Here is a 13,464-nt window from a genome sequence, read left to right as displayed (position 1 = left end):
TTTTGTTTTTCGGGGCTGTACTTCGGGACCGGGTTCCGGAGCATGAAGCGCGGCAACAGGAGAAGACAACATGGGCAAACCTCGTCTGGTCGTCATCGGCAACGGCATGGCCGGTATCCGCACGCTCGAAGAGCTGCTTGAGATCGCACCGAATCAGTACGACATCACCGTATTCGGCGCGGAGCCGCATCCGAACTACAACCGCATCCTGCTCTCGCCGGTGCTCGCGGGCGAGCAGTCGTTCAAGGACATCGTGCTCAATCCGCTCGACTGGTATGCGGAAAAGGGCATCACGCTGCATCTGGGCAAGGAAGTCACGCAGATCGACCGGCCGCGCCGCGTCGTGCGCTGTGCCGACGGCACCGAAGCGCCGTACGACCGCCTGCTGATCGCCACCGGCTCCAGCCCGTTCATCCTCCCGGTGCCGGGCAAGGATCTCGATGGCGTGATCAGCTACCGCGACATTCGCGACACCGAAATCATGATCGAGACGGCGCGTGTGAAGCGTCATGCGGTCGTGATCGGGGGCGGTCTGCTCGGTCTGGAGGCGGCCAACGGTTTGAAGTTGCGCGGCATGGACGTCACCGTCGTGCACCTCGCCGATACGCTGCTCGAACGTCAGCTCGACAGCACTGCGGGCAAGCTGCTGCAACAGTCGCTCGAAGCGCGCGGTCTCGCGTTCCGCCTCTCGCATCAGACATCGGAAATTCTCGGCGACGAGGCGGGCTGCGTGCGTGGCGTGAAGTTCGGCAACGGTGAAGCGATCGATGCGGATCTGGTGGTGATGGCTGCTGGTATCCGTCCGAACACGACGCTGGCCGAAGCGGCCGGTCTGCACTGCGCGCGCGGCATTGTGGTCTCGGACACGCTGCAAACCTACGACCCGCGTATCTACGCCGTGGGCGAGTGCGTGAGCCATCGCGGTGTGGCGTACGGTCTCGTCGCACCGCTGTTCGAGCAGGCCAAGGTCTGCGCGAATCACCTGGCGCTCATGGGCATCGGCAGCTATCGCGGCTCGGTGCTCTCGACGAAGCTCAAAGTCACCGGCATCGATCTGTTCTCGGCCGGCGACTTTCTCGGTGGCGAAGGCACGGAAGAAATCGTGCTCTCGGACCCGGCGAGCGGCGTCTACAAGAAGCTCGTGATTCGCGACGACAAGCTTGTCGGCGCCTGTCTCTATGGCGACACGACCGACGGCGCGTGGTACTTCAAACTGCTGCGCGAAGGGCGCGTGCTGGGCGAGTTGCGCAGCAGCATCATGTTCGGCGAGACGAGCGTGGGCGACGTCGGCACGCAAGGCCAGAGCCGTGCGTCCGCCATGGCCGACAGCGACGAAGTGTGCGGTTGCAACGGCGTGTGCAAGGGCACCATCGTCAAGGCGATCACCGAGAAGGGCCTGTTCACGCTCGACGAAGTGAAGAAGCACACCAAGGCGGCCAGTTCGTGCGGGTCCTGCGCGGGCCTGTGCGAGCAGATTCTGATGAGCACGCTGGGCACGACGTACGACGCGACACCGAAGGAAAAGGCCGTGTGCGGCTGTACTGACCTGTCGCACGCGGACGTGCGCCGCGCCGTGCGCGAGCACCGTCTGACCACGCACCGCGCCGCCTTCGACTTCCTTGAATGGCGTACGCCGAACGGCTGCGCCACGTGCCGTCCCGCACTGAACTACTACATGCTCAGCACGTGGCCGAAAGAGGCCGTGGACGATCCGCAAAGCCGCTTCGTCAACGAGCGCGTGCACGCCAACATCCAGAAGGACAACACGTTCTCCGTCATTCCGCAGATGAAGGGCGGCGTGACGAATGCGAGTGAATTGCGCCGCATCGCCGACGTGGCCGACAAGTATCAGATTCCGATGGTGAAGGTCACGGGCGGTCAGCGGATCGACTTGCTCGGCGTGAAGAAGGATGACCTCGTGAATGTGTGGCGCGATCTGGGCATGCCGTCGGGGCACGCGTACGGCAAGTCGATCCGTACCGTGAAGACGTGTGTGGGCAGCGAGTTCTGCCGCTTCGGCACGCAGAACAGCACGCAGATGGGCATCGATCTGGAAACGATGCTCGCGAACATGTGGTCGCCGCACAAGGTGAAGCTGGCCGTATCGGGCTGCCCGCGTAACTGCGCCGAAGCCGGTATCAAGGACGTGGGCGTGATCGCCGTCGACTCGGGCTGGGAGCTGTACGTGGGCGGCAACGGCGGTATCAAGACCGAAGTGGCGCAGTTCCTCGTCAAGGTGAAGACAGCCGAAGAGGTCAAGGAGTACACCGGCGCGTTCCTCCAGTTGTATCGCGAAGAAGCCTACTACCTCGACCGCACGGTGCATTACCTCGATCGTGTCGGCCTCGACTACGTGAAGCAACGCGTGGTAGCCGATGCGGCCAATCGTCGGGCGTTGTACGAGCGTCTGCTGTTCTCGCTCGACGGTCTGCCCGATCCGTGGCAAGCCCGCATCAACGGCACGCAGGCCAACGAGTACCGTCCGCTGACGGTCTCCGGCGTGCCTGCCGAAGCGCTGTCCACCGAAACCACGACTGCCTGACTGCTTGATTGCCTTGAAGGGGCTGCCATGACTGAACAATCCCGGCCGATCTGGCTGCATGTGTGCGATGTGAATGCGATTCCGCGTCTGGGCACGCGTGTACTCACACATCCGAGCGGCGACATCGCGCTGTTTCGCACCGAGAGCGATAACGTCTTCGCGTTGCGCGACAAGTGTCCGCACAAGGGCGGCGCGTTGTCTCAGGGCATCGTACACGGCGAGAAAGTGACGTGCCCGTTGCACGCCTGGAACATCGATCTGAACACGGGCGAGGCCTGTGCGCCGGATGTCGGCTGCGCGCAGCGCTTTCCCGTGCGCATCGACGCCGGTGAGGTCTATCTGGCGTTCGACGAGACGGTGCGGGCCGACGTGAGTGATGTGAATGACGTGACCCAGACGGTCGCGGCCTGACCGTCCCCGACACGAACGACTGCCGGAGCCCCCCATGACAACCATCACGCAAACCACCTGCTGCTACTGCGGCGTCGGTTGCGGCATGCTCGTCGAGAGCGACGGCGAGCGCATCGTCGGTGTGCAGGGCGATCCGGCGCATCCGGCGAACTACGGGCGGTTGTGCAGCAAGGGCATGACGCTGCCGCTCACCGCACAGTCACTCGCCGGACGCGTGCTGATGCCCGAGATGCGCACGTCGCGCGAGGCTGAGCGCGCGCCTGCCACGTGGGACACCGCGCTGGCGACGGTGGCGTCGCGCTTTGCCGACGTCATCGAACGTCACGGCCCCGATGCCGTGGCGTTCTACGTTTCCGGGCAGTTGCTCACCGAGGACTACTACGTCTTCAACAAGCTCGCGAAAGGGCTGGTGCGCACCAACAACATCGATACGAACTCGCGGCTGTGCATGTCGAGCGCCGTGAGCGCGTACAAGATGGCGCTCGGCGCAGACGGTCCGCCCACGTGCTACGACGATCTCGAAGCCGCCCGCACGGTGATCTTCGCGGGCAGCAACATGGCGTATGCACATCCGGTGCTGTTCCGTCGTCTGGAAGCGGCGAAGGCAGCCGATCCGTCGATTCGCTGGATCGTCGTCGATCCTCGCCGCACCGACACGGCGGCGATGGCCGACCTGCATCTGCCGATCGTGCCGGGCACCGACGTCGCGCTCTTTCACGGCATGCTGCATCACCTCATCTGGGAAGGACGCATCGACCGCGGTTACATCGATGGGCATACCGACGGGTTCGACGCGCTCAAGCAAACGCTGCGGGCCTATCCGCCGCAACTCGTCGCGGATATCTGCGGCATCGAGGAATCGGCGCTGCGCCAGGCGGCCGACTGGTTCGGTGAGAGTCCGGCGGCGCTGTCGCTCTATTGCATGGGGCTGAACCAGTCGAGCCACGGCACGGAAAAGAATCTCGCGCTCATCCATCTGCATCTCGCGACGGGACAGATCGGACGCCCGGGCGCCGGTCCGTTCTCGCTGACCGGGCAACCCAATGCGATGGGCGGACGTGAAGTCGGGGGCCTCGCGACCATGCTCGCCGCGCATCGCGACATCGGCAATGCGGCGCATCGCGCCGAGGTCGAGCAGCTCTGGGGCGTGCAGGGGCTCTCGGACAAGCCGGGGCTGCCTGCCGTGGAGATGTTCGACGCGGTTCGCGATGGGCGCATCAAGGCGATCTGGATTGCGTGCACGAACCCCGTGCATTCGATGCCGGACAGCGCGCGTGTGCGCGAAGCACTCGCGACGGCAGAGTTCGTCGTCGTGCAGGAAGCGTTTCATCAGACGGATACCGTGCCGTATGCCGACGTGTTGCTGCCCGCCGCCAGTTGGGGCGAGAAGGCGGGCACGGTCACGAACTCGGAGCGCCGCATTTCCCGCGTGCGTGCTGCGGTGTCGGCGCCGGGCGACGCGCGCCCGGACTGGTGGATCGCGAGCGAAGTGGCGCGGCGACTTGCTGCGAAGCTCGGTGTGCCGTCCGAGCCGTTTGCGTTTTCGTCCATCGAGACGATCTTCGACGAGCATCGCGCGCTGACCGTCGGCCGCGATCTCGACATCGGCGGCATCGACTACGCCTTGCTCGCTGCGCGTGGACCGCAACAGTGGCCGTTCCCGGCAGGGGCCGCGCACGGGGCGGCGCGTCGTTATGAAGACGGTGTATTCGCCACGGCTGACGGTCGCGCGAAGTTTCACGCGTTCGAGTATCGGCCGGTGGCCGAGCCGATCAATGCGCGGCATCCGCTGCGTCTCATAACCGGACGTCTGCGGGACCAGTGGCACGGCATGAGCCGCACGGGGCGCGTGGGGCAGTTGTTCGAGCATGCGCCCGAGCCGGCGCTGACGATGCATCCGGCGGATGCTGCGCGTCGTAGTCTGCGTGCGGGCGACTTCGTGCGGCTGTCGAGCCGTCGTGGCGAGCGCGTGCTGCTGCTGACGGTGAGCGACGACGTGGCATCCGGCTCGGTCTTCGTGCCGATGCATTGGAGCGGTCAGTTTCTCGGCGGCGGAGGCGTGAACGACACCACGACCGGCGCCGTCGACAAGTATTCGAAACAGCCGGAACTGAAGCATGCAGCGGTGCGTGTCGACCCGCTTACGCTGCCGTGGCGCGTGGCGGCCGTGCGTCGCGGCGATGCACTGCAACTGCACGCGGCGGTGCAGCCGTTGCTGGCGCAACGGCGCTTCGCAACGGTACGTCTGGAGGGCGACGACCGCATCGTCGTGTCGGCCGCCGACGACCGTCCCGATGCCGAATGGCTGGAGCGTTTGCATACGGCGCTCGGCTTGCCGCGTGACGAATCGTTGTTGGAGTATCGCGATGCACGCCGGGCGATGACCAAGCGCGTGGCCTGGCGCGGCACGCTGATCGACGGCGTGCTGGTGGCGGGCGGCGAGGCGGACGTCACGGGTTCGACGTCGCTGCTGGCGAGGGTGCGCGAGACCTCACCGTGGACGCGGGCGCGGCACGCCGTGTTCGTGGCCGACAGCGGCCCGGCGGCGCCGCGCGACCGGACGGTCTGTCAGTGCAAGTCGGTCACGGCGTCGAGCATTGGGGCGGCCATCGAGGCAGGCGCGGATGTTGCGCAACTCAAGGCGAAACTCGGTTGCGGCACCGTCTGCGGGTCATGCGTGCCGGAGTTGCAACGCATGTGTGCCGCATCAAGCGGGGCGACGCCCAAGGTATCGGTCCCGTCCGTGGCGGCGAGTGCTGCATGACGGTACACCAGCGAGACGTTGCCAACATCGAAGACATCGAGACCAAGCAAGAATCACGGCAGGAATCACGACAGGAATCACGGGAGAACGATCATGAAGCACGGCAAAGTCACACTGCTCAGCGCGGGGCCCGGGGCACTCGATCTGCTGACGTTGCGCGCGGCGCGCGTGCTGGGCGAAGCCGACGTGTTGCTCGTCGACGATCTGGCGAATCCCGAGATCGCCACGCTCGCCCCGCAGGCGCGCGTGATTGCCGTGGGCAAGCGCGGCGGTTGTCGCTCCACGCCGCAGGCGTTTATCGAGCGCATGATGTGTCGCTTCGCGAAGTGCGGCGCGCATGTGGTGCGGGTCAAGGGCGGCGACGCGCTGATGTTCGGCCGAGCGGGCGAGGAGATGGCGGCGCTGCGGCGCGCGGGGGTGCCGGTCGAGATCGTCAACGGGGTGTCGTCGGCCTTCGCGGCGGCGGCCGGTCTCGGCATGTCGCTCACGCATCGCGATCACTGCGCGGGCGTGACCTTTGTCACCGCGCATCGGCAGGACGGCAGTGCGCCCAACTGGGCGGCGCTCGCGGCATCGGGCACCACGCTGGCGATCTACATGGGGCTGCACCGGGTCGAGGAGCTGAGCGCGACGCTGCTGGCGCATCTCGATGCCGCCACGCCGGCGGGCGCGGTGCAGTGGGCGGGCACGCCGCAAGAGCGTCGGATGGTGACGTCGCTCGGGCGGCTGGCGGCGGACGTGCGCGCCGGGGGCTTCGCCAGCCCCACGATTCTGCTCGTGGGCGGCGCGGTCGCTGAAGCCGCTGCGATGCCCGGCGTGGCGGATGTGCTTGATGGACCTGACGCGGCGGCGATGCCCACGCGAGATGGCAACCACGACATGGCGCACGTCATCCCCCGTGCTGCGTGAAGCGTTGTATCGTCAATGCCTATACTGAACGCGGAACCGTTTGGGTATCCGCGACCGAATGAGATGCCCCCGTCAGGCCGCACAGTCGTGACCTGATGGGGGTGTCGACGTGATCCTCTCATCGACTGGCCGACTGTGTCGGCCCTCACGAAACTTGTCGAAAACACCGGACGCCGGGGACATCGATCCGCCGGCCGCCCCCTCCCGCAAGACTGCTGGTTCTGCGTCTCCCGCCAACGGGCCGGCGGCGCAGGGCATGCTGCGCGTGTTGCTCGTCACCGATACGGACAAGCCGATCGGCGAGTTGCGCGCGGCGCTTGCCCGGCTAGGCTGCGAGATGCTGGCCGAGGTCGCCAAGCCGCAGGCGTTGCCGCGTGTGGTGGAGAGCGAGCGGCCGGACGTGGTCATCATCGACACCGAATCGCCTTCGCGTGACACGCTAGAGCAACTGGCGGTGATGAATGCGGCGGCGCCACGGCCGGTGCTGATGTTCTCCGCCGACGACAACCAGTCGCTCATTCGCGCGGCGGTCGACGCCGGGGTGACGGCGTACTCCGTGGAAGGGCTGGCGGCCGACCGGCTCGCGCCGATTCTCGAAGTCGCGCTCGCGCGCTTCGCGCATGAGGAGAAGCTGCGGGCCCGGCTGGCGAAAGCCGAGAGCGAACTGGCCGACCGCAAGCTGATCGACCGCGCCAAGCGTCTGCTCATGGACCGGCGCAGGATTTCCGAGCAGGAGGCGTACGCCATCCTGCGCAAACGGGCGATGGATCAGGGCGAGAAGCTCGTCGAAGTGGCGCGCCAGCTTGTCTCGATAGCCGAATTACTGGGATAGACACTGCTCATGTCGACATCATCGAAGTTGGCTTCCGACGTGCCGCCGTCCGACGAGATATCGGACGGGGTACCGGAGAAGCGTCATTTGCGCGTGGGGTTTGTCGCGCTCTCGGATGCGGCGCCGCTGGTCGTGGCGAAGCGTCTGGAACTGGGCCACGAGCATGGGCTGACGCTGGAGTTGAGCCGTGAGGCGTCGTGGGCGGCCATCCGCGACAAGCTCATCACCGGTGAGCTGGATGCGGCGCATTCGCTCTATGGGCTGGTGTACGGCGTGCAACTCGGCATTGGCGGCCCGCGCGAGGACATGGCCGTGCTCATGGTGCTTAACCGCAACGGGCAGGCGGTGACGGTGACGCCGTCGCTGGCCGATGCGATCGCCGAGACCGGGGATCTGCGCCGCGCGCTGGCGTCGCTCGGGCGCAAGCCGGTCTTTGCGCAGACGTTCCCGACGGGCACCCACGCGATGTTCATGAACTACTGGTTCGCGGCGCAGGGTATCGACCCGCTCACGGACATCACAAGCATCGTGATTCCGCCGGCGCACATGGTGGCGGCGATGGAGGAGGGTGGGCTGGACGGTTTCTGTTGCGGCGAGCCGTGGCACGCCGTGGCGCAGGCACGCGGGTTGGGACGCACGGTCACGGTGTCGAGCGACATCTGGCCGAATCATCCGGAAAAGGTGCTCGCCTGCCGGCGGGACTTCGTCACTCGCTATCCGAACACGGCGCAGGCGCTGGTGCGAACGCTGCTGAGTGCCTGCCAGTGGCTGGACATGCCGGGGCACCGGGCGGAGGCGGCGGGGTGGCTGGCGGAGCCGGCGTGGGTGGGCGCGCCGCGCGACCTGATTGCCGCGCGTTTGCTGGGCGATTTCGGACGCCTGTCCGGTCGGCACGCGTTGCTGGCGGTGAGTTTCTTCGATGAGGGCGCGGTGAATTATCCGCATCCGTCGGACGGGATGTGGTTCGTCTCGCAGTATCGTCGCTGGGGGATGGTCGGCGAGGCGGCGGTTGCCGAGGCGGCGCGCACGGCGGCGGCGGTCAATCAGACGGCGTTGTTCGAGGCTGCCGCGCGGGCGGAAGGGGTGCCAGTGGTGGCGCAGTTTGCGGCGCAGACGCTATGCGACGGCCGGGTGTGGGATGCAACCGTGGCTGCGGATCTGGCGGCCTACGTCGACGGGTTCGCGATTCGGGCGAAGTCGGCGGATTAACGCTAATCGGTCGGCGACGCGCAGACGGCAGAGCGCTGACGGCGCCCGGCGAGCGCCGGACCGCCGTGGGGGGAGCGTCGAATTACTGGGCGAAGGCGTCGCAATCGGCGCCGCCGCGAGCGAGGCAGGCGCGCAGCGCGCGTTCGCGATGACGGTGATGCATGTTCAGGTGGTAGACGAGGGCGAGCAGCACGACCTGCCGCGACACGTTCGCGAAGACCGGTTCGAGGCCGGCGGCGCGAGCGAGTTCGCGGCGCAGGACGGGGTGCAGGCAGGCGAGGGCGAGGATCGCGAAGGACCCGGGCACTGCGAGAAACGCGGCTAACGCTATCTTCTTTTTCATGGCCGTCGATGTGTGGTTGGGCGTCATCGGGACGCACCTGGCGGAGACGGTTGGGGTTCTGAAATCGGAAACCGGCGCACCTGTGTGCGCCGGTTTCGTCATTTTGGCGGGCGTCTCCTCCCGTCTCACTGCATGTGTGACAGTGTAGGGATCCGCCGCAATCCGATAAACGCACGAAACTGAAAGCCTCTGTTGCGCAAAGTGGAGGGAATCGGTGGGGCGGGGACGTTAGCCGGCGTCAGGCGTAAACTTCAGGAGATTGGCGCGAGCGGCGTCGCCCCCCTTTTCCGCGTTTCGAGGAGTCTGCCGATGTCTGTGCTTCAGGGAAGTTGTCTGTGCGGGACCGTCAAGTTCGAGGTTCGCGGGCCGATGGTCAAATTCAGCCATTGCCATTGCAGTCAATGCCGAAAGGGACATGGGGCCGCCTTTGCGAGCTATGGCCGCACGAGGCGCACGGACCTTCACATTCTGGCGGGTGAAGAAAGCATCAAGGCGTATGCATCGTCAGAGCGGGCGCGGCGTGAATTCTGTGCGCACTGCGGTGCGTCGCTGTTCTGGTCGGGCAATAGTGACGAGCTGGCCGAATGGATTGCCGTGGCGCTCGGGACGATCGATACCCCTTTCAGCGCGCCGGGGCAGAGGCATCTTCACGTGGCGTCGAAAGCGGCCTGGTACGCGATCGAGGATCATTTGCCGCAGTTCGATTGATTTTTAAGCTGCGGTAGTCGCGTCCAGGCTAAGCGCCTTCATTTCCAGTCGCGGCTGCCCGGCCCAATACCCCTAAGTGCCCCTAAGTGCCCCTGTCTTTGTCATTTCCCTGACATCGAATCTTCCGTATGCGTGGATGACTAGCGTTATCTAACATCGTATGCAACGTGCTCTCTACCCCACATTTTCGGCAATGAAAACTTCAAAAAATAGGCTGTGTTGATCTATTTTGCGAAAAAAATCTGACAGAGTTTCTTTCCGAACTGTCGTAAAAACATCAGTTTCTCCGTGTTTCTCAATTTTCAAATGTTACATTTGATTACAAATTGTGCCGCATGTCATACACTGATTGAGCGAATCGTATTGGGGTGAAAAGATACGATATTGCGATTTATGCATACATGATGGATACATAAGAATGGAGAACATATGAAGGGGTTCCTCAAAACGTTTGCAGCAGTGGCTGCAGGATTTGCTGCTCAGAATAGTAATGCCGCGCAGTTGCCGGTACAGGCTCCGACGCATCCAATTGATACTGCTTCAGTTGCATCGATCAATGAGAAAAAACTCGAATCGATCAATGTGACTGTCTCCTCGGGAGATACATTCAATTTCGTGCTGAAACGGGCCGGTGAAGACGGCACGTCGCTCATGGCATATCACAGATCTCATTCATCCCACTCCTCGCATTCGTCACATTCGTCCCACTACTCCAGCCGTTATTAATTCTTCCGAAACGAAGGGTGTTGCCGCCGACTCCTTAGGAGTCGGCTTCAGGGATTGCTATGACGATGCGATTGGAATTGGATTCTGAACTGTACAGTGTAGAAGCTGTTCAAAAGGCGGCCTATCGCTTCATTGATCGACTTACGATAGTAATTTCGCAGGGGCAGGGCGGCGTGATCTGCGAGGTCGATGTGAACGATTTATCTGCGGCCGTTGTTGAAGATGTTCTCGCAGATTTCAAGCGCGAGTTGCTCGATCAGCAACTGAGATTTCAGATTAAAAAAGAAACGGAGTCTGTCAGAAACCTCATTCTTGCATATGCGTTCTCACGCACGGGGTTGCAGCAATGAGCAAGTTTCTCGGCATAGATCAATTTCGGGCGACGTCAACGGAATATCGCTTGCTCCCATTCCGGTTTGAGAGGTTAGCCGGAGGGGATGTTGTAGTTACCAACTCCGTTGGAGAGTTTGCCTTTCTGGCGCTACCAAAATTGGAGGCTCTTGTCTCTCGGAACTTGAGCCCGGCGGACCCAGACTACGCAATGTTGCGGTCACGGCATTTTCTTGAAGAGGATGGGGACCAAGCCAGCATAGAGCTACTTGCGTTGAAAATGCGCACCAAATTCAGCAAGCTGGCTAACTTCACGAACTTGCATATTTTTGTGGCTTCGCTGCGGTGCGATCACAGTTGCCAGTATTGCCAGGTCTCCCGTCAATCCGAGGACAAAGCTGCGTTCGACATGACTGTGGAGACAGCAGATCGTGCGATAGATCTAATGTTCCGCTCACCAAATCCGGCATTGAAGATTGAATTTCAAGGTGGCGAGCCACTGCTGAATTTCGATCTGATACGGCATGTGGTCACGAGAGTGGAAGAGAGGAACAGGTTCGAAGGCAGAGAAGTGCAGTTTGTGATTACGACGACATTGTCTTTGGCCACGGATGAAATCTTGATTTTTTGCCGAGAGCACGAAATTCTGCTGTCCGCGTCGCTTGATGGTCCAGCCGATTTGCATAATCGCAATCGCCCGCGTCCTGGACGCGACAGTCACGAGCGGTTCGTCGAGGGATTGAATCGAGCTCGAGATTTGGTTGGCTATGACTCCGTTTCTGCGCTAATGACCACGTCTCCCGCCAGTTTGACGCGCGTGCGAGACATCATCGATGAATACTTGAAGCATGGGTTTGACGGAATTTTTCTTCGTCATCTTTCTCCGTACGGATTTGCACTGAAGACCAAGAGCTTTCAGGCTTATAACACGGAGCGTTGGCTCGAATTTTATCGGGAAGGATTGGACTACATCCTGGACCTAAACAAGTCGGGTATCTTCTTTAGAGAGTATTACGCGACGTTGTTGCTTACGAAGATGCTGTCGGTTGAGGACCCAGGGTTTGTCGATCTGATGAGTCCGGCTGGCACCGGTATTGCCGCAGTCGTCTTCAATTACGATGGGGATGTTTACGCGTCGGATGAAAGTCGCATGCTACGTGAAATGGGCGATACGACGTTTCGTATTGGGAACGTCCACCAGAATACCTACGAGGAAATTTTCACCAATGGCACGCTACTTGACGCGTTGGAGGATTCATTCACAGGTTCCGCGCCGATGTGTAGCGATTGCGCGTTTGAATCGTGGTGCGGCGCGGACCCGGTCTTTCATCATGGCATGTACGGAGATGTGCTTGGACGAAAGCCGGAGTCCGATTTTTGTAAGCGAACGATGGGTGTAACAAAACTGCTACTGGAAAAGATGCGAGGCGAACCAGAGGTCAAGGATATATTTTTGCGGTGGGTGAACCGATGCTGACACTCTCTGGACGTGTGATTCGCGCCGATGACAAGAACCAGTTGAGTCAGGACTTCTTGACGCGTCGCAGACAATTTCAATTGCACACGAACATAGGTCTTCCTCGTGCATTACGAGATCGGGCGGCATTCTTGTGCCGACCTGGTGAGACTATTCCTGACGGGTTTGGACATTACTTTGCTTTCGGCAGTCGACCACCTAGTCTTGATGAAAACGCAACGTGCACACTGCTGGGAAGCGAGTTTTCGTACCTGCGAGACGGCGACGTAATCAGCCTTGGTGTCGACGGACGAGTGCGAGTGCTTTTCCGTGCGAACTCAGATCACAACAGTATCCTCATCACTGAGCAGTGCAACAATTACTGTTTGATGTGCTCCCAACCGCCGAAGGCCGTTGATGACCGATGGCTACTTGATGAAGCGATGGAAACGGTGCAACTGATTCCTCGTAGCACCCGTTCTCTGGGCATCACGGGCGGTGAGCCGACGTTGTTTGGCGATGGATTCTTAGACTTGCTTCGAAAAATCAAGCACTGGTTGCCTCAGACTTCACTTCATGTGCTATCGAACGGAAGAGGGTTCTCGGACGTGAGTTTCGCCGAACGTTACGCGGCAATTCAACATCCAGATTTGATGGTGGGTATCCCAGTGTATTCTGCCGACCCGACTCGCCATGATTATGTTGTCCAGGCTAGGGGGGCATTTGATGAGACGCTGCGAGGTATTCTCAATCTAAAGCGCTTTAGTCAAAAGGTCGAAGTTCGCGTGGTTGTTCACAAGCAAACATATGAAGGGCTTCCCGCATTGGCTGAATTCATTGCGAGGAATCTGTTGTTTGTCGACCACGTTGCGCTGATGGGACTGGAAATGACAGGGTTTACTCGCGCTAATTTGGATTCTCTACGAGTCGATCCGGCGAGTTACCGGGAGGAGCTCAGCAGCGCCGTGCGAATCTTAAGGAGCTATGGACTGAGAACATCGGTATACAACCATCAACTGTGCCTCGTTAACGAGGATGTTGAACCTGCCTACGTCAAATCGATTTCGGATTGGAAAAATGAGTACGCAAAAGAATGCGATCCGTGTACTCGGAAAGCTGAATGCGGAGGTTTCTTCTCGTCTGAGATCAAATATGGGTATAGCCCATCGATCACGCCCTTCGTGTAGAGCACGAAAGCCAAGGGGCCCATCGATCGAGACCTCGACGGGCCTCT

The 13,464-nt window shown here is 61.6% G+C and carries 12 protein-coding genes; 11 read left to right on the top strand and 1 reads right to left on the bottom strand.

Features of this window, described 5'->3' with window-relative positions; translation table 11 throughout:
• The first annotated feature begins 70 nt into the window (after positions 1–70).
• The 6 genes from nirB (at position 71) to A9762_RS07775 (ending at position 8,667) form a co-directional block, all read left to right on the top strand.
• A complete protein-coding gene (gene nirB, locus A9762_RS07800; protein ID WP_069341476.1) occupies positions 71–2,542 on the top strand; it encodes a nitrite reductase large subunit NirB in 2,472 nt (823 codons plus the stop codon).
• 27 nt (positions 2,543–2,569) lie between these two features.
• Entirely contained in the window at positions 2,570–2,953 is a 384-nt protein-coding gene (nirD, locus tag A9762_RS07795; RefSeq protein ID WP_069341475.1) for a nitrite reductase small subunit NirD, read from the top strand.
• A gap of 34 nt (positions 2,954–2,987) precedes the next feature.
• Positions 2,988–5,717, top strand: coding sequence for a nitrate reductase (locus A9762_RS07790; RefSeq protein WP_069341474.1), 2,730 nt, complete (start codon positions 2,988–2,990; stop codon positions 5,715–5,717).
• A gap of 93 nt (positions 5,718–5,810) precedes the next feature.
• Positions 5,811–6,626: a uroporphyrinogen-III C-methyltransferase gene (gene cobA, locus A9762_RS07785; protein WP_069341473.1), complete on the top strand. Its 816-nt coding sequence runs from the start codon at positions 5,811–5,813 to the stop codon at positions 6,624–6,626.
• Between the two features lie 256 nt (positions 6,627–6,882).
• The gene (locus A9762_RS07780; RefSeq protein WP_069341472.1) at positions 6,883–7,458 is read left to right on the top strand and encodes an ANTAR domain-containing response regulator; all 576 of its coding nucleotides are present in this window, start codon (positions 6,883–6,885) and stop codon (positions 7,456–7,458) included.
• A gap of 9 nt (positions 7,459–7,467) precedes the next feature.
• The gene (locus A9762_RS07775) at positions 7,468–8,667 is read left to right on the top strand and encodes a CmpA/NrtA family ABC transporter substrate-binding protein (RefSeq protein WP_069341471.1); all 1,200 of its coding nucleotides are present in this window, start codon (positions 7,468–7,470) and stop codon (positions 8,665–8,667) included.
• A gap of 82 nt (positions 8,668–8,749) precedes the next feature.
• Here A9762_RS07775 and A9762_RS07770 read toward each other — a convergent pair whose 3' ends face one another.
• Positions 8,750–9,010, bottom strand: a complete 261-nt coding sequence (locus A9762_RS07770) for a hypothetical protein (RefSeq protein ID WP_069341470.1) — start codon at positions 9,008–9,010, stop codon at positions 8,750–8,752.
• Between the two features lie 309 nt (positions 9,011–9,319).
• Here A9762_RS07770 and A9762_RS07765 point away from each other — a divergent pair, with 309 nt between their 5' ends.
• The 5 genes from A9762_RS07765 (at position 9,320) to hxsC (ending at position 13,417) form a co-directional block, all read left to right on the top strand.
• Complete coding sequence (locus A9762_RS07765) at positions 9,320–9,718, top strand: GFA family protein (protein WP_069341469.1); 399 nt, start codon at positions 9,320–9,322, stop codon at positions 9,716–9,718.
• 429 nt (positions 9,719–10,147) lie between these two features.
• Positions 10,148–10,444: a His-Xaa-Ser repeat protein HxsA2 gene (gene hxsA2 / locus A9762_RS28045; RefSeq protein ID WP_083253736.1), complete on the top strand. Its 297-nt coding sequence runs from the start codon at positions 10,148–10,150 to the stop codon at positions 10,442–10,444.
• A gap of 77 nt (positions 10,445–10,521) precedes the next feature.
• Positions 10,522–10,794, top strand: coding sequence for a His-Xaa-Ser system protein HxsD (gene hxsD, locus A9762_RS07760; RefSeq protein WP_170836206.1), 273 nt, complete (start codon positions 10,522–10,524; stop codon positions 10,792–10,794).
• Entirely contained in the window at positions 10,791–12,251 is a 1,461-nt protein-coding gene (gene hxsB, locus A9762_RS07755; protein ID WP_069341467.1) for a His-Xaa-Ser system radical SAM maturase HxsB, read from the top strand. Before hxsD ends, hxsB begins: the two co-directional genes overlap by 4 nt.
• Positions 12,245–13,417, top strand: a complete 1,173-nt coding sequence (gene hxsC / locus A9762_RS07750; RefSeq protein WP_069341466.1) for a His-Xaa-Ser system radical SAM maturase HxsC — start codon at positions 12,245–12,247, stop codon at positions 13,415–13,417. Before hxsB ends, hxsC begins: the two co-directional genes overlap by 7 nt.
• The last annotated feature ends 47 nt before the right edge of the window (positions 13,418–13,464 follow it).

Origin of the sequence: Pandoraea sp. ISTKB (assembly GCF_001721285.1) — a bacterium.
GTDB classification, from domain to species: Bacteria; Pseudomonadota; Gammaproteobacteria; order Burkholderiales; family Burkholderiaceae; genus Pandoraea; species Pandoraea capi.
The sequence above is the reverse complement of the archived record's forward strand: the minus strand, read 5'-3'. Positions and strand labels throughout refer to the sequence as shown.